Genomic DNA, 22,483 nt, shown 5'->3' with positions numbered 1-22,483 from the left:
GAGAGCCCCCAGCGGAATCCCTGCCCGTCAGTCAGTCGACCGCGTCCACACGTAGGGAGTGGTGGTCGTGACCGTGACGAGCCCGGCCCGCTCGAGGATCGGCCGCGAGAACTCCGTGGAATCCGAGTGCAGATACACCTTGCCGAGGGCGAGGGCGGATCGCGCCCGCTGGGCCGTCAGAGCCCGATAGACGCCGCGGCCCCGCCACTCGGGCAGCGTCGCACCTCCCCACAGACCGGCGAATCGCGTGCCCGTGACCGGTTCGAGCCGTCCAGCGCTGATCACCTCGTCTCCGGCGACGGCGGTCCACAGCTCCACCGTGTCGTCCTCGCGGATGCGCTGCAGCGTCGTCTCGACCCGCACCCGCCACCGGGGATCGCCGAACACCCTGCCCTGCATCTCCTCCATCGCGAACACCTCGGTCTCCGTTCGCGCGCGCCGAAGCTCGACTCCGGCGGGGAGCGACACCGGCTGGGCGAGCAGCTCCGCCTCGCCGATCATCACCGACTCCGTCTCCTCCGGCACGAAGCCTCGGCTTTCGAGAGTCCCGCCGAGCCCCGGTGCCCGGTCATGCCCGCGCGTCTTCCACTCGATCGAGTCGATGTCGCTCCGCCTCCCGAAGTGCGCGAGCGCGGCATCGACGAGCGCCTCGATGCCGCCCTGATCGACCCCGCCGAGATCGGCGTAGGACACGAACCCGCGCCCGCCCGGAAAGGCGGCGAGACGCAGCGGTCCGTGCGTCGCCACATCGAGGGCATGCACCACTTCCGCATCCGTGCGCAGCTCGTGGTCGTACGCTGCAAGATGCCTCATGCGCATGGTGCTGGTCCTTCGGGTCGGTCGCGCCGACGAGCGGCTGCGCGGCGGTGCCGCCTCGCGATCATATGCGTCCAGTCGGCGACGACCGGAGCGCGCGCGCCGCGAGTGCCGCCGACACCGCGCACATCGTGATGATCGCGCCCACGAACCACGCCCAGTCCGCCCTGCCGAACACGATTCCCAGCGCCCATCCGAACAGGCTCGAGCCCGCGTAGTAGCCGAAGTAGTAGAGCGACGATGCCTGCGCACGACTGTCCGGCGTGGCAGCGGCCGGAGCCCACCCCGACGCAACCGCATGTGCGCCGAAGAAGCCGCCCGTGAAGAGCAGCAGTCCGAGGACCACCGGCAGCGCGGCCTGGCTGAGCATGGCGAGCGCTCCGATGCCCATCATCGCGATCGAGCACAGCAGCACCGGGTACCGACCGAAGCGAGATGCGAGAGCACCGGCGGTCGGTGACGAGACGGTGCCCGCGAGGTAGGCGAGGAAGAGCAGGGTCACCAGCCAGCTCGGAAGAGAGAACGGCGCGTCGATGAGGTGGAATCCGAGGTAGTTGTACACCGCGACGAACGCCCCCATGAGAAGGAAGCCCTGCGCGTAGAGGGCGAGTTGCGGTGCGGAGCGCATCGGCGACACGAGACGCGCGAGCATCCCGCTTGTCGCACCCTGGCGAAGCCGACCGGGCACGAACCCCCGGGCCTTCGGCGTCAGCCAGAGGAAGAGAGCGGCCGCCATCGCGCAGACACCGGCCACGACCCAGATTCCCGCACGCCACCCCCACTGCTCGCCCGCCAATCCGGACACGACGCGACCGAGCAGACCACCCACGGTCGTCCCGGCGATGTAGCTCCCCGCGGCCGCCGCGGCATGCCGCGCACTCACCTCCTCGCTGAGGTACGCGAGCGCTACGGCCGGCACGGCGCCGAGTGCGATGCCCTCGAGCAGGCGCAGCGCCAGCAGCATCTCCATGCCGGTGCTGAGCGGAGCGACCAGACCCAGAACGGTAGCGGCGAGGATGCCGGTCCCCATCGCCGGCACTCGGCCGATGCGATCCGCGACCATCGACCACGGGATCACCGCCGCCGCGAGACCGAGCGTCGCGGCCGATACAGCGAGTGCCGCGGTGGCAGGCGTGATCCCGAGATCGGACGAGAGCTGCGGCAGAACGGCCTGCGGCGAATAGAGCTGGGCGAATGTCGCGATGCCGGCGAAGAAGAGCCCGACGATGAGACGCCGATAGGCAGGGGATCCGGGTGCGTGACCGGTGAAGGTCACGACGAGCGGATCCGCTCCCACAGGGCATCGGTCTGCAGCATCGTCTGCTCCAGGGATCCGGATGTGTCGACGACCTCATCGGCGATCGCCAGCCGACGCTCGTCCGAGACCTGCGCATCGATCCGCTCCTGCGCAGCCTGTTCCGCCATGCCGCGCAATTCCACGAGCCTCCGTCTGCGCTCCTGGGCAGGCGCATGGGCGACGACGATCAGGTCCCAGGGGTCATCGACGCGCGCCTCGACCAGAAGGGGCACGTCGTACACGACCACACCGCCCGGTTCGGCGGCCGCTGCCGCCTCGAATCGTCGCTGCGACTCGGCACGGACGGCCGGATGCACGATCGCGTTCAGTCGTGCCAGCTGCTCCGGATCGGCGAAGACCTTGGCCCCCAGGGCGGCGCGGTCGAGTGCGCCGTCCGCCGAGATGACGTCCGCGCCGAAGGCATCCTCGATCCGAGCCAGAACCTCGGAGCCGGGCGACTGCACGTCGCGGACGATCTGATCGGCGTCGACGACCACCGCGCCGAGCTCTGCGAGTCGTCGTGCGATGGTCGACTTGCCCGAGGCGATGCCGCCGGTGAGCGCGATGAGAGGCATCTCGCCAGTCTAAACGGGGCTGAGATCGTGGATCAGCGGGCCAGCAGCTGCCGTCGCGAGCTGATGACGCCGGTGTCGAAACCGGCCAGGTGGAGGCCTCCGTGGAACCGGGCGTGCTCGATCTTGATGCAGCGATCCATCACCACGGAGAGCCCTGAGCCTTCGGCGATCGCCGCGGCATCCTCATTCCACGATCCCAGCTGCAGCCACAGGGTCTGCGCCCCGGCTTCGATCGCCTCCTGGGCGACGCCGGGCAGGTCGTCATGGCGGCGGAAGACGTCGACGATGTCCGGAACCACGGGCAGGTCGGACAGTGAGGAGTAGACCGGCTGACCGAGGATCTCCGATTCCCGCGGGTTGACGAGATAGACGTCGTATGCGGTGCTGGAGAGCAGGTACGTCGCGACGAAGTACGAGGCGCGCGCGGGATTGTTCGACGCGCCGACGATGGCGACCGACTTCGCGCGTCGCAATATGCCGAAGCGCTGCTGCTGGCTGGGGCCCTCCCAGGTCCGATCCGGGTGCGCCGGCGCGGATGCGGGCAGGGCGCAGGCCGCAGAATCCTGGGCGGTCGGCAGCGCGCAGGCGTCGGCGCCGGTGGTCTCGATTCCGCTCATCGAGTGGCTCCTGTCGCTGTCGTGAGGGCCTGGTCAAGATCCCAGATGATGTCTTCTGCGTCCTCGAGGCCCACCGAGATGCGGATGAGGTCAGGTCGCACGCCCGCCGCGACGAGCTGCGATTCCGTGAGCTGACGGTGGGTCGTCGATGCCGGGTGGATGACGAGCGTGCGCGCGTCCCCGATGTTCGCGAGGTGCGATGCCAGCTGAAGATTCTCGATGAGCGTCTCGCCCGCCGAGCGACCGTCGTCGGCCTTGACCCCGAACGCGAACACCGAACCAGGACCGAGCGGCAGATACTTCGCTGCGCGCTCGTGGTGCGGATGATGCTCGAGACCCGCCCACGTCACATACTCCACCCGGGGGTCGGAGTCGAGCCATTCGGCCACGATCCGCGCGTTCGCAAGGTGCGCATCGATCCGCTGCGGCAGCGTCTCGACTCCCTGGAGGAGGTTGAACGCCGACTGCGCGCTCAGCGCCGGGCCGATGTCACGCAGCTGCTCGGTGCGGAGCTTGGTGAGGAAGCCGTATTCGCCGAAGTTGTCCCACCACTTGATGCCGCCGTACGACTCGACCGGCTCTGTCATCTGCGGGAACCGGCCGTTGCCCCAGTCGAAGGTGCCCTTCTCGATGACGACGCCGCCGAGCGTCGTCCCGTGTCCGCCCAGGAACTTGGTGACCGAATGGATGACGATGTCCGCGCCGTGCTCCAGAGGGCGCGCGAGGTACGGGGTGGCGAGCGTGGCGTCCACGACCAGCGGCACACCTGCGGCGTGAGCGACCTCGGCCAGCCCCTCGATGTCGGCGATCTCACCCGAGGGATTGCCGATCATCTCCACGTAGACGACCTTGGTCTCCGGACGGATGGCGGCGGCATAGTCGGCGGGATCGGTCGACGCGACGAACGTCGTCTCCACGCCGAAACGACGCAGGGTCACGTCGAGCTGGGTCACCGTGCCCCCGTACAGCTGCGCCGCGGCGACCACATGGTCGCCCGCTCCGACGAGCGCCGCGAACGTGATGAACTCCGCGCTCATCCCCGAGGCGGTCGCGACCGCGCCGATGCCGCCCTCGAGCGAGGCCAGGCGTTCCTCGAGCGCGGCGACGGTGGGGTTGCCGATGCGCGAGTAGATGTTCCCGTACTTCTGGAGGGCGAAGAGGTTGCCGGCGTCCGCCGCGTCGTCGAACACGAACGACGTCGTCTGGTAGATCGGCACGGCCCTGGCGCCGGTCGCTGCGTCGGGAGTCCCGCCGGCATGCAGCGCCCTCGTGCGAAACCCGAAGCGATGTTCTTCCGTCATGATGTCCTCAGTTCAGCGTTCTCGAGCACGGCGGCGATCTCGCCGACGGCCCACGGATTCTGCAGCGATGTCGTGTCTCCCAGCGGAGCTGGGGCTCGTCCCGAGCGACGATCCTGCTCGGCCTCCCACAGCTGGGCGAGAAGTCGGCGCATGATCTTTCCCGAGCGGGTCTTCGGCAGGTCGGCGACCACGACGATGTGCTTCGGCTTGGCGACAGGACCTATGGCAGCCGCCACCTGCGACCGCAGCGCGGCGACCGACACCTCGGATCGTCCGGAGGGAGTCACGAAGGCGACCACCGCCTGGCCTGTGATGGGGTCTGCGACGCCGGCCGTTCCCGCTTCGCCCACCGTCTCGTGCGCCACCAGCGCCGACTCGATCTCGATCGTGGACAGCCGGTGGCCCGACACGTTCACCACGTCATCGAGCCGCCCCAGGATCCAGATGTAGCCGTCGGCGTCTCTCGTCGCACCGTCGCCCGCCACGTAGTAGCCGCCGTGTTCGCCGTGCCCGGCGTAGGCGGACCAATACGCATCGCGGTAGCGCTGAGGGTCGCCCCACACCGTCCTCGCCATACCCGGCCACGGGCGGCGCACCACGAGCGTGCCCGACCGGCCGGGAGCGACCTCGTGGCCGTCCGCGTCGACGACCGTCGCATCGATGCCGGGCAGCGGCACGGACGCGGACCCCGGCTTGAGGGTCGTGACCCCGGGCAGCGGCGCGATCATCGCCGCCCCGGTCTCGGATTGCCACCAGGTGTCGATGACCGGCAGCTCATCGCGCCCGAAGTTCCGGCGGAACCAGATCCAGGCCTCCGGATTGATCGCCTCGCCGACGGTCCCGAGCAGACGGAGGGTCGAGAGATCGTGACCCGACGGGAGTTCGGGCCCGAACCAGGTCATGAAGGTGCGGATCAGCGTCGGCGCCGTGTAGTACACCGTCACGCCGTACCGCTCGATGATCTCGAGATGACGTTCGCGATCGGGGGTGTCCGGCGTTCCCTCGTAGATCACCTGGGTCAGCCCGTTGGAGAGAGGCCCGTAGATCTCGTAGGTGTGAGCGGTCACCCACGCGAGATCCGCCGTGCACCAGTGCACGTCGTCGGGCTTCGCGTCGAAGTGCGCCCAGTGTGCCCAGCTCGCATGCGTCAGGTAGCCACCGGAGGTGTGCACGAGGCCCTTGGGCTTTCCGGTGGTCCCCGATGTGTAGATGATGAACAGCGGATGCTCGGAGTCGAACGCCTGCGCGATGTGGTCGGACGAGGCTGTGCCGACCGTGTCGTGCCACCAGACGTCTCTGCCGTCGGTCCACGGCACGTCCTGGCCGGTGCGCCGCAGGACCAGCACATGCTCGAGGTCCGGCAGATCCGCTGCGGCGATGTCGGCCGTCGACTTCACCTCGGTCGCGGTGCCGCGGCGGAACTGCCCGTCGCTCGTGACGAGCAGCTTGGCGCCGGTGTCGATCAGACGGAAGCGCACCGCTTCGGCCGAGAAGCCGCCGAACACCAGTGAGTGCACGGCGCCGATCCGTGCGCATGCGAGCGTGATCACGACCGTCTCGATCAGCACGGGCAGGTAGACGACCACCCGGTCGCCCGGTTCGATGCCGAGCGCGGTCAGCGCGTTCGCCGCCTGCGAGACGCGACGCTGGAGGTCCGCGTACGTGACCGAAGCCCTGTCCCCCGGCTCTCCTTCGAAGTGGAGGGCGATCTTGTCCCCGCGCCCGGCGTCGACATGACGCTCGACGCAGTTGTACCCCACGTTGAGGCGCCCGCCCACGAACCAGCGCGCCGCCGGGACGGCATCGCCCGCAGGCGGATCCCACTCGTGGGCCGTGTGCCAGTGCTCTGCCCAGTCGAGTCGGGACGCGGCCTGCTCCCAGAAGGCCGTGGGATCCGCGGCGGCCCTCGCATACGCCTCATCGGCGACGTTCGCCTGAGCGGCGAACGCAGCAGGGGCCGGGTACGCACGGGTCTCGTGCAGGCGCGCCTCGGTCATCGTCACATCCACCGACGGAGCAGGTACTTCTCGACCACCACGAGGATCGCATTGGTGATCGTGCCGAGCAGCGCCAGCAGGACGATCGAGAGGATGATCCGATCGACGCGGCCGCTGTTCTGCGAGTCGGTCAGCAGGAAGCCGAGTCCCATCGACGACGCGATCAGCTCGGCGGCGACGAGGAACAGCCACGCCTGCGCGAGCGCCAGCCGGAGCCCCGCGGCGACCGACGGCACGACGGCCGGCAGCTGCACCGTGCGGAAGAGAGACCATCCGCGAAGACTGAACGAGCGTCCCGCCTCTACCAGCTGCGGGTCGACGTGGCGGAGTGCGGACGCGACAGTCGTGTAGACCGGGAAGAACGCGCCGATGGCGATCAGCGTCACCTTGGATTCCTCGCCGATCTGCATCCACAGGATCAGCAGCGGCACCCAGGCGAGCGACGGCACCGCTCGGATCGCGGAGAGCGTCGGACTGAGCAGCACGTCGCCGACCCGTGACAGACCGACGATGCCGGCCACCGCGAGTCCGATGACAGAACCGACCGCGAACCCGAGCAGGACCCGTTGCACCGAGATGGCGACGTGCGTCCACAGCGTGCCGCGCTCGGCCAGCTCGACCCCCGCGGTGAAGACGGATGCCGGCGAAGGGAGCAGGTAGGGCGCGACGAGCCCGGTGGTCGTGACCAGCTGCCAGGCACCGACGATGATGAGCGGAAGCAGCAGTCCGCCGACGAGACGCACCGCGGGTCGATCCCAGGCATGACGGGCACCGGCCTCGTCACGACGCCGGACTCCGCGCGCCGCGTCGATCGCATCCTGCGCATCCGCGGGCACCACCACGCGCTGGTCGGGAGTGATCACTCGCCGCCGACCGCCTTCTCGGCGAAGGTGGCGTTGATGAGGGAGTCGAGAGCCTTCTCGACCGAAGCCTCGCCACCCTGGACATCTCCGGATTCGACCAGCACCGGCGCGATCTTCTCGAGCACGGCGATCTGCGCCTCACCGGGGATGCCGCTGACGTCGAGGTTCGACCGCTCCTCGATGACGGTCGTCGCGACCGCGGGGTCGATCCCTGCGACCTCGGCGAGCAGCGCCGCGGTCTCGTCGGGGTTCTCGAGGGCCCACTCGCGCGCCTGCTCGTATGCGTCGACGACCGCCTGCGCGAGGTCCGCGTGGTTCTCGATGAAGTCCTCGGTGGCGTTGAGGAAGCCGTAGGTGTTGAAGTCCACGTTGCGGTAGATGAGCTCATCGCCCGATTCCACCTCGGCCGCGGCCATGATGGGATCGAGGCCCGCCCACGCGTCTACCGAGCCGCTGTCGAGAGCGGCACGGCCGTCGGCGTGCTGGAGGTTCTGGACCTCGACGTCGTCGACCGAGAGGCCTGCTTCCTCAAGAGACTGGAGCAGGAAGAAATAGGGGTCCGTTCCCTTCGTCGCCGCGACCGACTTGCCCGCGAGGTCCTCGACCGAGGTGATGTCGCTGTCGGGGCCGACGACGATCGCCGACCATTCGGGCTGCGAGAAGATGTCGATGACCTGGATCGGTGAGCCGTTCGATCGGGCGAACAGTGCCGCCGAGCCGGCCGTGGAGCCGACGTCGATCGAGCCGGAGCGCAGCAGCTCGTTCGCCTTGTTGGATCCCGCGGACTGCACCCACTCGACCTCGACGTCGTCGCCGAGGATCTCCTCGAGGATCCCCTGGTCGCGGATCACGAGGCTGAGCGGGTTGTAGGTCGCGAAGTCGATGGACAGAGTGTCCGCCGACCACTCCCCCGAGGCTGCCGCGTCGTCGGACGACGAGTCCGAGGCGGTGGCGTTCTCACCGGCGACGCAGCCGGTGGCGACGAGCATCATCGTCCCTGCGATCGTGATCGCGGGGATGATTCGTCGGGTGATGGTGCTCATCGGGTCTCCTCGGTGGCGGTGCGGTGGTGGGTGTCCACGCCGAGTCCTTCGAGGAGCTCTGCGCGGAGGTCGGCGAGACCGCGATCGGCGCGGTCCCGGGGTCGGATGCCGGGGACGGTGATCGCGCGCACGATGGACGGCGCTTCCGTGTCGGCGTCGCCGAGCGTGCGCAGCAGCAGCACACGATCGGCGAGATAGAGGGCTTCTTCGACATCGTGCGTGACGAGGAGCACGGTGGTCGGCTCAGCCGCATGGATCTTGAGGAGCAGATCGTGCATCCGCAGGCGGGTGAGCGCATCGAGCGCACCGAACGGCTCGTCGAGCAGCAGCACGCCGGGATTGCGAGCGAGGGCGCGTGCGAGCGAGGCGCGCTGCGCCATGCCACCCGACACTTCGCGTGGCCGCTGATCAGCGGCCTTCTCGAGGCCGACGAGCTCGATGAGCTCCCGCACACGTTCCCGGCCTTCGCGGCGCGCGGTGCCACGGGGCAGACCGAGTTCGATGTTCTGGGCGATGGTCCGCCATGGCAGCAGGCGGGGCTCCTGGAACGCGACGGCGGTGCGCTCGTCGACGTCGGCCACGCGCGTGTCCTGGATGCGGATGCTGCCGCCGGTCGGCGCATCCAGTCCCCCGACGAGCCGCAGCAACGTCGACTTGCCGCACCCGGAGGGACCGACGATGGCGATGATCTCACCGGCGGCGACGTCGACGTCGACCGCGCGGAGGACGTCGCGCCGGCCGCGGGAGAGCGTGAAGCTGCGCTCCACCCCCTGCAGGCGCACCGGCTGTGCGGTGCCGGCGATCGCCGACGCGCCGGCCGTCGAGGGCGCCGAGAGCAGAGAGGTCATGTCCCCATGCTGTCCAACCCGCCGGAATGTGACGAATGCGAGCGTAATGATCGGTCATGGAGATCCGAGGACGCGTCGAGACGCAGAACGGGCCGCCATCCCGAAGGATGACGGCCCGTTCAGAGCGTGATGCTTAAGCGTTGCCGCCCGAGAGCTTCTCGCGGAGAGCCGCGAGAGCCTCGTCATCCGCGAGCGTGCCCGCGCCTGCGGCCTCGCTCGAGAAGACCTGACCACCGAAGTCGTCTCCAGCGGCCGCCTCGGCCTCGGCTGCCTTGGCAACCTGAGCCTTGTGCGCCTCCCAGCGAGCCTGGGCTGCAGCGTACTCCTGCTCCCATGCCTCGCGCTGGGTGTCGAAGCCTTCCTTCCACGCACCGGTCTCGGGGTCGAAGCCCTCCGGGTACTTGTACTCGCCGGCCTCGTCGTACTCGGCGAGCATTCCGTAGAGCGCCGGGTCGAACTCGGTGCCGTTGACGTCGACTGCCTCGTTCGCCTGCTTCAGCGAGAGCGAGATGCGACGACGCTCGAGGTCGATGTCGATGACCTTGACGAAGACCTCTTCGCCGACCGACACGACCTGCTCGGCCAGCTCGACGTGCTTGCTGGAGAGCTCGGAGATGTGGACGAGGCCCTCGATGCCGTCTGCGACGCGAACGAACGCACCGAACGGAACGAGCTTGGTGACCTTACCCGGCGTGACCTGTCCGATCGCGTGGGTACGGGCGAAGACCTGCCACGGGTCCTCCTGCGTAGCCTTCAGCGACAGGGAGACGCGCTCGCGGTCGAGGTCGACCTCGAGGATCTCGACGGTGACCTCCTGGCCAACCTCGACGACCTCGGAGGCGTGCTCGATGTGCTTCCAGGACAGCTCGGAGACGTGCACGAGGCCGTCCACGCCGCCCAGGTCGACGAATGCACCGAAGTTGACGATCGACGACACGACACCCTTGCGGACCTGACCCTTGTGCAGGTTGTTCAGGAACGTGGTGCGCGACTCCGACTGCGTCTGCTCGAGCAGCGCACGGCGGCTGAGCACGACGTTGTTGCGGTTCTTGTCGAGCTCGAGGATCTTGGCCTCGATCTCCTGGCCGAGGTACGGCGTGAGGTCGCGGACGCGGCGCAGCTCGATGAGCGAGGCCGGCAGGAAGCCGCGGAGGCCGATGTCGACGATGAGTCCACCCTTGACGACCTCGATGACCGTACCGGTGACGACGCCGTCGTTCTCCTTGATCTTCTCGACGTCTCCCCAGGCACGCTCGTACTGAGCACGCTTCTTGGAGAGGATCAGACGGCCTTCCTTGTCCTCCTTCTGGAGAACCAGGGCCTCGACCTCGTCGCCGACCTTGACGACCTCGTTCGGGTCGACGTCGTGCTTGATCGAGAGCTCGCGCGAGGGGATGACGCCCTCGGTCTTGTATCCGACATCGAGGAGGACCTCATCGCGGTCGATCTTGACGATCGTGCCTTCGATGATGTCGCCGTCGTTGAAGAACTTCAGGGTCTTCTCGACCGCGGCCAGGAAGTCCTCAGCAGATCCGATGTCGTTGATGGCGACCTGCTTGGTGGCCGGGGCGGTCGTTGCGGTAGTCATGTAGTGGGTTGTCCTTGTGAATGGAGACTCGGGCTGAGGGCTCCGGCCGCGCACGGCCGATCATGAGCTCTGCAGCGATTGATTGGTTTCTGCCTCCCGGGCATGCATAGGCACGCCACGAGTGACAGTCAAGGTTATCAGATCCCGAGACGATATGACGGACTCGATACCATCCGCGTTCGGCGCGCTGACAGACTGTCTGCATGCCCCGCGCCGACAAGCTCCTCCTGCTCGACACCGCAAGCCTCTACTTCCGTGCGTTCTACGGGGTGCCCGACAAGGTCACGGCGCCGGACGGCTCCCCGATCAACGCCGCACGAGGACTCCTCGACATCATCGCGAAGCTGGTGACGCTGTACGAGCCGACCCATGTGGTCGCGTGCTGGGACGACGACTGGCGACCCCAGTGGCGAGTCGACCTGATCCCCAGCTACAAGGCGCACCGTGTCGTCGAGGTCGTGCCCGCGGGGCCCGACGTCGAGGAGGTCCCCGACCCCCTCGAGGCGCAGATCCCCCTCATCCGCGAGACTCTCGCCCTGCTCGGCATCCCGATCATCGGCGTCGCGGAGCACGAAGCGGACGACGTGATCGGCACGCTCGCGACGCACGCCACCATGCCGGTCGACATCGTCACGGGCGATAGAGACCTGTTCCAGCTCGTCGACGACGCGAGGAACGTGCGCGTCATCTATACCGCACGAGGCATGAGCAATCTCGAGATCGTCACGGATGCCGTGGTCGTCGCGAAGTACGGCGTGCTGCCGAGCCAGTACGCCGACTTCGCGACGATGCGCGGCGACGCATCGGACGGACTTCCCGGCGTGGCCGGCGTCGGCGAGAAGACCGCGGCCACGCTCCTGCAGGCCCATGGCGATCTCGCCGGCATCCGCGCGGCTGCCGAGGCGGGTGAGGGGATGAGCGCCGGGGTCCGGGCGAAGGTGCTCGCCGCCGCGACGTACCTCGAGGTCGCCCCCACCGTCGTCGCCGTCGCGACCGACCTCCCGATCACCTCGCCGAGCGACCCGCTGCGTCCGCTCGACCCGTCCGAGGCTGATGCTGCGACCGCACTGGCTGAGCGGTGGAACCTGGGCGGCTCGATGACCAGGGCCGTCGCCGCGATCGCGACGATCGACGCCTGACTCAGCTCGCCCAGGCCAGCAGTCGGTCGAGACCCCAGGTCGTGATGATGCGGGAGGCAGGCACCCCCGCCTTCTCGGCACGCTCGGCACCGTGATCGAGGAGCGAGAGCTGACCCGGTGCGTGCGCATCCGAGTCGATCGAGAAGAGGCAGCCGGCCTCGAGGGCGAACGCGATCAGATCGTCGGGCGGGTCCTGACGCTCCGGCCGGGAGTTGATCTCGACCGCGACGCCGTTCTCGGCGCATGCGGAGAAGACGGCACGGGCATCGAACTGCGATTCCGGACGAGTGCCTCGGTCCCCCTGCACCAGCCGTCCGGTGCAATGCCCGAGCACGTTCACGCGCGGGTGGCTCACGGCGGCGATCATCCGTGCGGTCATGGGCCGGGCGTCCATCCGCAGCTTCGAATGGACGGATGCGACCACGATGTCGAGCTCCCCGAGGAGGGCGTCCTCCTGATCCAGCGCGCCGTCTTCGAGGATGTCGACCTCGATCCCCGCCAGCAGCGTGAACCCGTCACCCGATTCCGCCCTCACGAGCGGCATCTGCTCGCGCAGCCGCTCCGCGGAGAGTCCGCGGGCGACCCGCAGACGCGGGGAATGATCTGTGATCGCCTGATACTCGTGACCGAGAGCCCGCGCCGCTGACGCCATCACGCCGATAGGCGTGGTTCCGTCCGACCAGTCGGTGTGCGCGTGCAGGTCCCCTCGGAGCTTCGCTCTCAGGGCCGACACGCGCTCGGGCTCCACGTCGCCTCGGAGCTCCACGAGATAGTCGGGAACCTCTCCGCTCTGCGCCTGTCGGATGACTCCGAAGGTCGATTCGCCGATCCCTTTCGCCGCGCGCAGCCTCGTCGGATCCGAGCGCACGTCCTCCGGCAGGTGCTGCAGGGTCGCAGCTGCCTGACGGAAGGCCTTCGCCCGGTACCGCGACGCGCGTTCCCGCTCCAGCAGCGAGGCGATCTCGAGCAGGGCGGCGATCGGGTCCATCACATCTCCTATGCGGATGCCAGCTCGCGGCTGACGCCGATCCATTCGTCGAGCTTCGCTATGGCGCGACCGTCGTCGACCGCCGCGGCTGCCCGCTCGTAGCCCTCGCGGAGACGCTCGAGGATCGGTCGCTGTACCTGAGTCGCGTCCTGGGACAGCTCGAAGGCGACGATCCCGGCCGCCGCGTTGAGGAGCACGATGTCTCGCACCGCGCCCGTCTCCCCCTCGAGCGTCCGGCGCAGCACCGCCGCGTTGTGGTCGGGCGTTCCGCCGATCAGATCCGCGAGGTCCGCGATCGGGATCCCGAGATCTCGAGGATCGAGATCGTGCTCGTGGATGTCACCGCGCGTGACCTCCCAGATGCGGCTGTGCCCCGTGGTCGTCAGCTCGTCGAGTCCGTCGTCTCCGCGGAACACCAGGGCCGTGGCGCCCCGCGTCCGGAACACTCCCGTGATGAGGGGGACGCGCTCGAGCTGCGCCACCCCGACGGCGTTCGCCTCGGCCCGAGCCGGGTTGCAGAGGGGGCCGAGCATGTTGAAGACGGTGGGGACGCCGAGTTCGGCACGGACGGCGCCCGCGTGCTTGAACCCGGGGTGGAAGGCGCCCGCCCAGGCGAACGTGATGCCCGTGCGGTCGAGGATCGACGACACCGCCGCGGGATCGAGGGTGAGCTCCAGCCCGAGCGCGCTCAGCACGTCGGATGAGCCGGAGGCGGAGCTGGCTGCGCGGTTGCCGTGCTTGACCACCGGGATGCCGGTCGCCCCGATGATGACCGCCGCGGTGGTCGACACGTTGACCGTGCCGACACGGTCACCGCCGGTGCCGACGATGTCGAGGACGTCGGGCGACACGGGCAGCGGGACCGCCGCCTCGAGGATCGCATCACGGAATCCGACGATCTCATCGATCGTCTCTCCCTTGGCGCGGAGGGCGACGAGGAAACCGGCGAGCTGCGCCTGTGTGACGTCGCCGCGCATGATCTGACGCATCGCCCACGTCGATTCCCAGACGCTGAGGTCGCGACGCTCCAGAAGAGTGGTGAGCACGTCGGACCAGGTCAGGGAATCAGCCATGTGTGCGATCCTATCGGCGCAGGGAAAACGTGCAGACTCTTGCAGAACGGGCGCCGGGCGTCCATCATCCCTCGTTTCCCGCGTATTCACCGAGGATTCGCAGCATTTTCTTAGGGTGCCCTAAGTCGTTCCCGGGCGAAACGAGGGCCTCCGGTGCGAGAATCACGCCCGGAGATCGGCCATAATGGAATGGTGACGACCTCAGCGACGTATGCCCCGGCGGCAAGAACGATCAAGCGCCCCAACCCGGTAGCTGTCGGCACCATTGTGTGGCTCGGCAGCGAGGTGATGTTCTTCGCGGGACTCTTCGCGATCTACTTCACGCTCCGCAGCACCTCCCCCGAGCTCTGGGCCGACCGCACCGAACTGCTGAACGTCCCGTTCGCGTTCGTGAACACGGCGATCCTCGTGCTCTCCTCGTTCACGTGCCAGATGGGCGTGTTCGCGGCCGAGGACCTGCAGCCGTACCGCATCGCCAAGGGACAGAAGAACGGCGCCGGCCGCCGTCGCCTGTTCGGCTGGGGCATGGTCGAGTGGTTCTTCCTCACCTTCGCCCTCGGCGCGATCTTCGTCTCCGGGCAGGTCTGGGAGTACGCGCAGCTCGTCGCAGAAGGCATGCCGATCAGCGCTGACTCCTACGCATCCGCGTTCTACCTGACGACCGGCTTCCACGCCCTGCACGTCACCGGCGGTCTGATCGCCTTCCTCCTCGTCATCGGCCGTGCGTACGCCGTCAAGAATTTCCGGCACAAGGAGGCGACCTCCTCGATCGTGGTGTCCTACTACTGGCACTTCGTCGACGTCGTCTGGATCGTGCTGTTCGTCGTCATTTACTTCCTGAAATAAGAGCGGAGCTGATCCCCGAGATGGCACGAGAGAAGAAGCGCCGTTCGAATGGCCGTCGCAGTCCCCTGGCTGCGGCAGCCCTCATCGGAGCAGGCCTCATGATCACCGGCGCCGTGTACGCCGGAACGTCCGCAGCCTTCGCTGCGACCGACACCCAGACCACCGCGGCGAGCACGCTCACCGTCGAGGACGGCGAGAAGCTGTTCACGGCCAACTGCGCCACCTGCCACGGTCTCGATCTGCAGGGCACGGCGAACGGACCGAGCCTCTACGGCGTCGGCGAGCTCGCGGTCGAGTTCCAGATGTCGACCGGCCGCATGCCGCTGCAGATGCAGGGGCCCCAGGCGCCGCAGAAGGAGCCGCAGTTCACCGAGGAGCAGATCCTCGCGATCTCCTCCTTCGTGCAGGAGTCGGCTCCCGGCCCCACCTTCCCCGAGGACCACATCCTCGACGGTGAAGGCGACGTCGCCAACGGCGCGGAGCTGTTCCGCGTCAACTGCGCGATGTGCCACAACGTGGCGGCCGCCGGAGGAGCACTCACCGAGGGCAAGTACGCCCCCGCACTGACCGAGACCAGCGCGCTGCACATGTACGCGGCCATGGTCACCGGCCCCCAGAACATGCCCGTCTTCGGCGACATGAACCTGTCGGACGAAGACAAGCGCGACATCATCTCGGCTCTGCTCTACCAGCAGCAGTCCGTGCAGATCGGCGGTTTCTCGCTCGGTTCGCTCGGTCCCGTCTCCGAGGGCCTGTTCGTCTGGATCTTCGGCATCGGCGCGCTCGTCGCCATCACCGTGTGGATCACGGCGAAGTCCAACTGACGCTTATTCATCGAAGAGGAACGTACGAGGAGCACCATGGCACACGACGACGACTCGCAGGCTCTTGACAGGGCCTACCAGCCCTCTCCGGGGCTGGGTGTCGCAGTCAGCGATCCCGTGCAGAACCCGGGGCTGCCGCCGCACCGCGCGCGGATGACCGACAAGGACCCGCGCGCTGAGAAGGCTGCAGAGCGCACGGTATACACGCTGTTCTATCTCTCACTGGCAGGAAGCATCTGGGCGGTCGCCGCCTACATGCTCTTCCCCATCGAGAGCGGCGCGCTCATCGACATCCGTCAGAACAACCTCTTCATCGGTCTGGGCATCGCACTCGCGCTGCTCTCGATCGGCATCGGCGCGATCCACTGGTCCAAGGCGCTGATGAGCGACAAGGAGCACATCGAGCACCGTCACCCCACCCGGGGCAAGGACTCGACGCGAGAGGCCGTCGTCGAGGCGTTCGCCACGGCCAACGAGGAGTCCGGTTTCGGACGACGCACGATGATCCGCAACTCGCTGTTCGCGGCGATCGTGGCCTCGATCATCCCCGGTGTCACGCTCTTCCGCGGTCTCGCTCCGCACAGCACGCCCGACGACCCCACCGCGGGCGATCCGGTCACGCTGCTGAAGCACACCATGTGGGAGAAGGGCCAGCGTCTCGTGCGCGACCCCGACGGCACCCCGATCCGTGCAGCGGATGTGACCCTCGGATCCGCATTCCACGTGATCCCCGAGGATCTCGCAGAGCTCAGCCACCACGACGGCTACCTCGAGGAGAAGGCCAAGGCCATCGTGCTGATGATGCGCCTGCGCCCCGAGCAGCTCATCGAGGCCGAAGACCGCAAGGACTGGTCGTACGACGGCATCGTCGCGTACTCGAAGGTCTGCACGCACGTCGGATGCCCGGTGGCACTCTACGAGCAGCAGACGCACCACCTCCTCTGCCCCTGCCACCAGTCGCAGTTCGACGTCACAGATCACGCCAAGGTCATCTTCGGACCTGCCGCGCGTCCGCTGCCGCAGCTGCCCATCACCGTCGACGACGAGGGCTACCTCGTCGCACGCAGTGACTTCACCGAGCCCGTCGGCCCGAGCTTCTGGGAGCGCCATTGAGCACCGCAACGCTGTCCAAAGAGGACAAGGACAACAAGGCGCCTCTCGGCGGCCGATTCGTCGGCGCCGCGTCGAACTACATCGATGAGCGCACCAGCATCTCCGGCTTCGTCAAGGAGCTCGGACGCAAGATCTTCCCCGACCACTGGTCGTTCATGCTCGGTGAGATCGCGCTGTGGAGCTTCGTGGTCGTGTTCCTGTCCGGAACCTTCCTGACGTTCTTCTTCCAGGCCTCCATGGTCGAGACGCACTACACGGGCGCCTATGCTCCGATGCGCGGCATCGAGATGTCGGCGGCACTCGAGTCGTCGCTGCACATCTCGTTCGACCTCCGCGGTGGTCTCCTGGTTCGCCAGATCCACCACTGGGCCGCACTCGTCTTCGTCGCGGGAATCGGCGTGCACATGCTGCGCGTGTTCTTCACCGGCGCATTCCGCAAGCCCCGCGAGCTCAACTGGGTGATCGGCTTCGTGCTGTTCGTCCTGGCGATGGCCGAGGGCTTCACCGGATACTCGCTTCCCGACGACCTGCTCTCGGGCAACGGTCTCCGCATCATCGACGGCATGATCAAGGGCATCCCGCTGATCGGAACCTGGACCTCGTTCCTCCTCTTCGGCGGCGAGTTCCCGGGTACGGACATCGTCGGTCGCCTGTACACGCTGCACATCCTGCTGCTGCCGTTGCTGGTGATCGGCCTCATCGCCGTGCACCTCATGCTGATGATCGTCAACAAGCACACGCAGTTCGCCGGCCCCGGCCGCACGAACGACAACGTCGTCGGCTACCCGATGATGCCGGTGTACATGTCGAAGATGGGCGGCTACCTGTTCATCGTCTTCGGCACGATCGTGCTGATCGCGACGTTCTTCCAGATCAACCCGATCTGGAACTACGGCCCGTACGACCCCTCCCCCGTCTCCGCCGGTACTCAGCCTGACTGGTACATCGGATTCGCGGACGGCGCCCTGCGCCTCGCTCCGTCCAACCTCGACGTGGTCTTCCTCGATCGCACCTGGTCGTTCGGAATCCTGCTGCCGCTGGTCGTCCTCGGGCTCTTCATCGTGCTCGTCGCGATCTACCCCTTCATCGAGGCGTGGATCACGGGAGACAAGCGCGAGCACCACATCGCTCAGCGTCCGCGCAACGCGGCGACCCGCACCGCGATCGGCGTCGCCGGCGTGATCTTCTACGCCGTCCTGTGGGCTGCAGCATCCTCCGACCTCATCGCGACGCACTTCATGCTGACCATGGAGGGCGTGATCCACGCGCTCCAGGCGCTGCTGTTCGTCGGACCGGTCCTCGGCTACTTCATCGCCAAGCGGATCGCCCTCGCGCTGCAGAAGAAGGACCGCGAGATCGTGCTGCACGGTTTCGAGTCCGGACGCATCGTCCGCCTTCCCGGCGGCGAGTTCATCGAGGTGCACCAGCCGGTCGACACGTACGACCGCTGGAAGCTCATCGATGTGGACAACTACGAGCCTCTGGTCGTGCGTCCGAACGCGAAGGGACGAATCTCGTGGACGGAGAACCTCCGTTCTTCCATCTCACGGTGGTTCTTCGAGGACCGGCTCGCGCCGCTCACGCAGGCGGAGATCGAAGCTGCGGACGCTCACCAGCACCACGTCACGGCTCAGAACGATGAGACCGAGGCGGCGGAGATCCAGGGCGCCCATGAGCGCGCCGGCGTCCCCGACGCTCCGATCACCGTCAGCGAGACGCACGTCGACGAGACGGCGAACACTCCCAGCACGGTCATCGCGACCGAGCCGGTGAAGAAGCCTCGCAAGAAGAAGTCCGAGGACGACGAGTAACATCGCCGCTCCCCCGCAAGAAGGCCCTGTCCGTTTCGGACAGGGCCTTCTTCATGTCCGGGAGGCTCTCAAATGAACGTGGAAGGATCGTGCCATGACCTCCGCAGTCCAACTCATCCGATCCGCCGATCTCGCTGCCGCCCCCTATGCCTACGCCGCCACTGCTCCGGCGGGCTCCCGACTCATCTTCCTCGCGGGCGCCTGCCCGCTCGAGGACGACGGAACCACCACGGCCCCCGGCGACTACGCCGCGCAAGCGTCACGTTGCCTGGAGACCCTCGATCTCGCGCTGCGCGCCAGTGGCGCCACGATCGCCGACGTCATCAGCACGCGGGTCCTCGTGGCGTCGTCGTCTCAGGCTGATCTGGTCACTGCATGGAACGTCGTTCACGAGGCCTTCGCGGAGCACGACGTACCGAGCACCCTCATGGGCGTCACCGTGCTGGGGTACGACGACCAGCTGGTGGAGATCGAAGCGGTCGCTGCGATCGCGGAGACGAACCGATGAGCGCTGCGATCAGGCCCGCCACGTCCGAGGATGCGGAGCTCCTGACCGCCATCGAGGCCCAGGCTGACGCTCTCCTGATCGACAGTCTGGGGGCGCCAGTATGGCCTCCCGCTGCGAACGGTGCCGAACGCCTCGCCGAGCCGGGATTCGTTCTCGTTCTGGAAGAGTCAGAGGGCTCCTCCCCTGTGGGTTTCGTCCATGTCCTGGACTCCGACGGTCATGCGCACCTCGAACAGCTGTCTGTCCTCCCCACCGTGGGACGACAGGGATTCGGACGCCGCCTTGTGAGCGCTGCACTCGATGAGGCGCGGGATCGCGGCTACACGCGCATGAGCTTGCGGACCTATGCCGAGATCCCGTGGAACGCGCCCTTCTACGCGTCGTGCGGGTTCCTCGAGAGCATCCCCGAGACGCCGTTCCAGCGCGGCCTGGTGGAGACCGAGGCCGCCCTCGGCCTCGACCGATACGGACGCCGCGTCCAGATGACAGCGGAGCTCTGAGCCTGCACTCCACATTGGCGGAATCCAGTGCGCCGCCGTCCGGATGATGACGGCGGGACCTCGCGCCGTTGCCTAGGCTGAGCGCATGATCGATCGCGCTGACTACTACGCCGCCAAGCTCGCCTACGAGACCGATGCGAGCGATGTGTATGCCGCTCTCCGCTCCGAAGACGACATCGTCATCATCGATGTCCGCTCAGAGGAAGCGTGGGCGCAGGGACGCGTCGCTGGAGCGACACAGATGCACTACAGCGAGATCACGAGCCGCGCTCCTGCCGAGATCCCCCTCGACGCCGCCGTCGTCGTCTACTGCTGGAGCCCGGGGTGCAACGCCGGCGCGAAGGGCGCTCTGGAGTTCGCGAAGCTCGGCTACGCCGTTCGCGAGATGATCGGCGGGTTCGAGTATTGGGTCAGGGAGGGCTATCCCGTGGAGGACGCCGACGGCGTCCACCGTCGGCCTGTCGACCCGCTGACGGGCATCGCCCGTGTCCGCAGCCGCGCGTAGCGACAGGACATGCAGAAAGCCCCTGGGATGGAGATGCCAGGGGCTTTCTGCATGCAGATCAGCGGGCGAAGTTCCCGCGGTAGTACTCGTAGACCCAGCCGACGATCGCGACGACGAAGATCGCCAGGCCGATCGGAAGCAGGAAGTGTCCGACGGCCAGTCCCACGACGAAGACGGCAGCGGAACCCGCGAGGACGATCGGCCACCAGGACCAGGGGCTGAACTCGCCGAGCTCGGGGTCTCCGTCGTCGATGTCGCTCGTGAGGATGTCCTCAGGCAATTCGCCGTTCTGAGCCTTGTGCGTGCGGTCGAGGTAGAACGCGATCATCGCGCCCATGAACGCGGCGAAGAACAGCGCCACGGTGCCGACCCATTCGATCCGCGCGGCGAAATTGTCCGACGGCGTGGCGAGGATGTGCCAGCCGGTGTAGACGACGCCGACCAGGGCGAAGAAGGCGGTCAGGACCCACCAGAGGATGACATTGTCGCGCATGGCTCAGTGGCCCTCTCGCTCGCCGGGCGCAGCGGGCGTGAACTCCGCAGCCTCGGGATGGTTCAGGTCGAACGCGGGACGCTCACTGCGGATACGCGGGATCGACGTGAAGTTGTGACGCGGCGGCGGGCAGGACGTCGCCCACTCGAGCGAAGCGCCGTAGCCCCACGGGTCGTTCACCGTGACCTTCGGAGCCTTGCGAGCCGTGATCCACACGTTCAGGAAGAAGGGCAGCATCGAGGCACCGAGGATGATCGCGCCGATCGTCGAGACCTGGTTGCCCCACGTCCATCCGTCTTCCGGCGAGTAGTCGGCGTAGCGACGCACCATGCCGTCGACGCCCAGCCAGTGCTGGATGAGGAACGTCATGTGGAAGCCGATGAACAGCATCCAGAAGTGCACGTAGCCCAGGCGCTCGTTGAGCATGCGTCCGGTCCACTTCGGCCACCAGAAGTAGAACCCGGCGAACATGGCGAACACGACGGTGCCGAAGACGACGTAGTGGAAGTGCGCGACCACGAAGTACGAGTCGGACAGGTGGAAGTCCAGCGGCGGAGCCGCGAGGATGACACCGGTCAGGCCACCGAAGACGAACGACACCAGGAAGCCCAGTGCGAACACCATCGGGGTCTCGAAGGTCACCGATCCACGCCACAGCGTGCCGATCCAGTTGAAGATCTTCACTCCCGTCGGCACTGCGATGAGCATCGTCATGAGGGCGAAGAACGGCAGCAGCACAGAGCCGGTCACGTACATGTGGTGAGCCCACACGGCGACGGACAGTGCGGCGATCGCGATCGTCGCGTACACGAGCGTCTTGTATCCGAAGATCGGCTTGCGGCTGAAGACCGGGAAGATCTCGGAGACGATGCCGAAGAACGGCAGAGCGATGATGTAGACCTCAGGGTGACCGAAGAACCAGAACAGGTGCTGCCAGAGCAGGACACCGCCGTTGGCCGGGTCGTAGATGTGAGCGCCGAGCACGCGGTCCGCACCTGCGGCGAAGATCGCGGCGGCGAGCACCGGGAAGGCCATCAGGATGAGGAGGCTCGTGATGAGCGTGTTCCACGAGAAGATCGGCATGCGCCACATCGTCATACCCGGTGCGCGCATCGTGATCACCGTGGTGATGAAGTTCACGGCGCCGAGGATGGTTCCGAAGCCCGAGATGCCGAGACCCAGCATCCAGAGGTTTCCACCGGCACCCGGAGAGAAGGACGCACTGGCGAGCGGCTGATAGGCGAACCATCCGAACGAGGCCGCACCCTGCGGGGTGAGGAAGCCGGCGACGGCGATCGTCGAGCCGAAGAGGAACAGCCAGAACGCGAACGCGTTCAGACGCGGGAAGGCGACGTCCGGGGCGCCGAGCTGCAGCGGCAGGATCGCGTTGGCGAAGCCGGCGAACAGCGGTGTCGCGAACATCAGCAGCATGATCGTGCCGTGCATCGTGAAGAGCTGGTTGTACTGCTCCTTGGTCGGGATGATCTGCATTCCCGGAGCGAAGAGCTCAGCACGGATGACGAGTGCCATCACGCCGCCGAGGAGGAAGAACAGCACCGAGGCGATGAGGTACATGTACCCGATCGTCTTGTGGTCGGTGGAGGTGATCCACTTGACGACGATGTTGCCCTTCTGCTCGACACGCGACGAGCTCATGAGAGCAGCCTGACGTGCGGGCAGGGTGGTGGGTCGAGAGCGAGGGGCCTCGTCGGTGCGGGGGGCTTCAGTGGTCGACATG

General features: G+C 67.3%; 22 protein-coding genes. 8 read left to right on the top strand and 14 right to left on the bottom strand.

Annotation, left to right across the window (positions count from 1 at the left end):
• Nucleotides 1-27: 27 nt before the first annotated feature.
• The 10 genes from LQZ85_RS07210 to rpsA all read right to left on the bottom strand — a co-directional run bounded on the left by LQZ85_RS07210 (nucleotide 28) and on the right by rpsA (nucleotide 10,945).
• Entirely contained in the window at nucleotides 28-813 is a 786-nt protein-coding gene (locus tag LQZ85_RS07210) for a GNAT family N-acetyltransferase (protein ID WP_056279123.1), read from the bottom strand.
• Nucleotides 814-880: 67 nt separating this feature from the next.
• Nucleotides 881-2,092: an MFS transporter gene (locus LQZ85_RS07205; RefSeq protein ID WP_082586632.1), complete on the bottom strand. Its 1,212-nt coding sequence runs from the start codon at nucleotides 2,090-2,092 to the stop codon at nucleotides 881-883.
• Nucleotides 2,089-2,688 carry a dephospho-CoA kinase gene (coaE, locus tag LQZ85_RS07200; protein WP_056278940.1) on the bottom strand — a complete coding sequence of 200 codons (600 nt, stop codon included), beginning with the start codon at nucleotides 2,686-2,688 and terminating at the stop codon, nucleotides 2,089-2,091. The genes LQZ85_RS07205 and coaE overlap by 4 nt, the downstream gene beginning before the upstream one ends.
• A 32-nt stretch (nucleotides 2,689-2,720) precedes the next feature.
• Nucleotides 2,721-3,305 carry a CoA-binding protein gene (locus tag LQZ85_RS07195; protein ID WP_082586608.1) on the bottom strand — a complete coding sequence of 195 codons (585 nt, stop codon included), beginning with the start codon at nucleotides 3,303-3,305 and terminating at the stop codon, nucleotides 2,721-2,723.
• On the bottom strand, nucleotides 3,302-4,606 hold the full coding sequence (locus LQZ85_RS07190; RefSeq protein ID WP_056278941.1) for an O-acetylhomoserine aminocarboxypropyltransferase/cysteine synthase family protein: 1,305 nt from the start codon (nucleotides 4,604-4,606) through the stop codon (nucleotides 3,302-3,304). Before LQZ85_RS07190 ends, LQZ85_RS07195 begins: the two co-directional genes overlap by 4 nt.
• Complete coding sequence (gene acs, locus LQZ85_RS07185; protein WP_230100726.1) at nucleotides 4,603-6,603, bottom strand: acetate--CoA ligase; 2,001 nt, start codon at nucleotides 6,601-6,603, stop codon at nucleotides 4,603-4,605. The genes LQZ85_RS07190 and acs overlap by 4 nt, the downstream gene beginning before the upstream one ends.
• Before the next feature lie 2 nt (nucleotides 6,604-6,605).
• Nucleotides 6,606-7,415: an ABC transporter permease gene (locus LQZ85_RS07180; protein ID WP_053099160.1), complete on the bottom strand. Its 810-nt coding sequence runs from the start codon at nucleotides 7,413-7,415 to the stop codon at nucleotides 6,606-6,608.
• A gap of 47 nt (nucleotides 7,416-7,462) precedes the next feature.
• Complete coding sequence (locus tag LQZ85_RS07175) at nucleotides 7,463-8,509, bottom strand: aliphatic sulfonate ABC transporter substrate-binding protein (RefSeq protein ID WP_056278943.1); 1,047 nt, start codon at nucleotides 8,507-8,509, stop codon at nucleotides 7,463-7,465.
• Nucleotides 8,506-9,357, bottom strand: coding sequence for an ABC transporter ATP-binding protein (locus LQZ85_RS07170; protein WP_056278944.1), 852 nt, complete (start codon nucleotides 9,355-9,357; stop codon nucleotides 8,506-8,508). The genes LQZ85_RS07175 and LQZ85_RS07170 overlap by 4 nt, the downstream gene beginning before the upstream one ends.
• Before the next feature lie 133 nt (nucleotides 9,358-9,490).
• Nucleotides 9,491-10,945, bottom strand: coding sequence for a 30S ribosomal protein S1 (gene rpsA / locus LQZ85_RS07165; RefSeq protein WP_053096692.1), 1,455 nt, complete (start codon nucleotides 10,943-10,945; stop codon nucleotides 9,491-9,493).
• A 203-nt stretch (nucleotides 10,946-11,148) separates the two neighbouring features.
• On the opposite strand from rpsA, the gene LQZ85_RS07160 reads away from it, so the two are divergent.
• Nucleotides 11,149-12,084: a 5'-3' exonuclease gene (locus LQZ85_RS07160; RefSeq protein WP_056278945.1), complete on the top strand. Its 936-nt coding sequence runs from the start codon at nucleotides 11,149-11,151 to the stop codon at nucleotides 12,082-12,084.
• A gap of 1 nt (nucleotide 12,085) precedes the next feature.
• On the opposite strand, the gene LQZ85_RS07155 is transcribed toward LQZ85_RS07160, so the two are convergent.
• Both LQZ85_RS07155 and trpD read right to left on the bottom strand, forming a co-directional pair.
• Nucleotides 12,086-13,072, bottom strand: a complete 987-nt coding sequence (locus LQZ85_RS07155; RefSeq protein WP_056278946.1) for a PHP domain-containing protein — start codon at nucleotides 13,070-13,072, stop codon at nucleotides 12,086-12,088.
• 8 nt (nucleotides 13,073-13,080) lie between these two features.
• Entirely contained in the window at nucleotides 13,081-14,145 is a 1,065-nt protein-coding gene (gene trpD, locus LQZ85_RS07150) for an anthranilate phosphoribosyltransferase (RefSeq protein ID WP_053096699.1), read from the bottom strand.
• A 189-nt stretch (nucleotides 14,146-14,334) separates the two neighbouring features.
• On the opposite strand from trpD, the gene LQZ85_RS07145 reads away from it, so the two are divergent.
• The 7 genes from LQZ85_RS07145 (at nucleotide 14,335) to LQZ85_RS07115 (ending at nucleotide 20,252) form a co-directional block, all read left to right on the top strand.
• On the top strand, nucleotides 14,335-14,991 hold the full coding sequence (locus LQZ85_RS07145) for a heme-copper oxidase subunit III (RefSeq protein ID WP_053096700.1): 657 nt from the start codon (nucleotides 14,335-14,337) through the stop codon (nucleotides 14,989-14,991).
• Between the two features lie 20 nt (nucleotides 14,992-15,011).
• Nucleotides 15,012-15,815 carry a cytochrome c gene (locus tag LQZ85_RS07140; protein ID WP_053096702.1) on the top strand — a complete coding sequence of 268 codons (804 nt, stop codon included), beginning with the start codon at nucleotides 15,012-15,014 and terminating at the stop codon, nucleotides 15,813-15,815.
• Nucleotides 15,816-15,851: 36 nt separating this feature from the next.
• On the top strand, nucleotides 15,852-16,928 hold the full coding sequence (locus LQZ85_RS07135; protein WP_042538395.1) for a Rieske 2Fe-2S domain-containing protein: 1,077 nt from the start codon (nucleotides 15,852-15,854) through the stop codon (nucleotides 16,926-16,928).
• Entirely contained in the window at nucleotides 16,925-18,739 is a 1,815-nt protein-coding gene (locus LQZ85_RS07130; protein ID WP_053096706.1) for a cytochrome bc complex cytochrome b subunit, read from the top strand. The genes LQZ85_RS07135 and LQZ85_RS07130 overlap by 4 nt, the downstream gene beginning before the upstream one ends.
• A 94-nt stretch (nucleotides 18,740-18,833) precedes the next feature.
• Entirely contained in the window at nucleotides 18,834-19,247 is a 414-nt protein-coding gene (locus LQZ85_RS07125) for a Rid family hydrolase (RefSeq protein ID WP_230100725.1), read from the top strand.
• Nucleotides 19,244-19,747: a GNAT family N-acetyltransferase gene (locus LQZ85_RS07120; protein WP_230100724.1), complete on the top strand. Its 504-nt coding sequence runs from the start codon at nucleotides 19,244-19,246 to the stop codon at nucleotides 19,745-19,747. Before LQZ85_RS07125 ends, LQZ85_RS07120 begins: the two co-directional genes overlap by 4 nt.
• 85 nt (nucleotides 19,748-19,832) lie before the next feature.
• Nucleotides 19,833-20,252 (top strand): rhodanese-like domain-containing protein, encoded by a 420-nt coding sequence (locus LQZ85_RS07115; RefSeq protein ID WP_230100723.1) that lies wholly within the window; start codon nucleotides 19,833-19,835, stop codon nucleotides 20,250-20,252.
• A 58-nt stretch (nucleotides 20,253-20,310) separates the two neighbouring features.
• On the opposite strand, the gene LQZ85_RS07110 is transcribed toward LQZ85_RS07115, so the two are convergent.
• Together LQZ85_RS07110 and ctaD are read right to left on the bottom strand one after the other, a co-directional pair.
• Nucleotides 20,311-20,745, bottom strand: coding sequence for a cytochrome c oxidase subunit 4 (locus LQZ85_RS07110; protein ID WP_053096714.1), 435 nt, complete (start codon nucleotides 20,743-20,745; stop codon nucleotides 20,311-20,313).
• 3 nt (nucleotides 20,746-20,748) lie between these two features.
• Complete coding sequence (gene ctaD / locus LQZ85_RS07105) at nucleotides 20,749-22,482, bottom strand: cytochrome c oxidase subunit I (protein WP_053096716.1); 1,734 nt, start codon at nucleotides 22,480-22,482, stop codon at nucleotides 20,749-20,751.
• Nucleotide 22,483: the final 1 nt, after the last annotated feature.

It is taken from the genome of Microbacterium sp. Bi98 (assembly GCF_918698045.1).
GTDB lineage: Bacteria > Actinomycetota > Actinomycetes > Actinomycetales > Microbacteriaceae > Microbacterium.
Note: the sequence above shows the minus strand (reverse complement) of the source record. Positions and strands in the feature narration are given on the sequence as shown.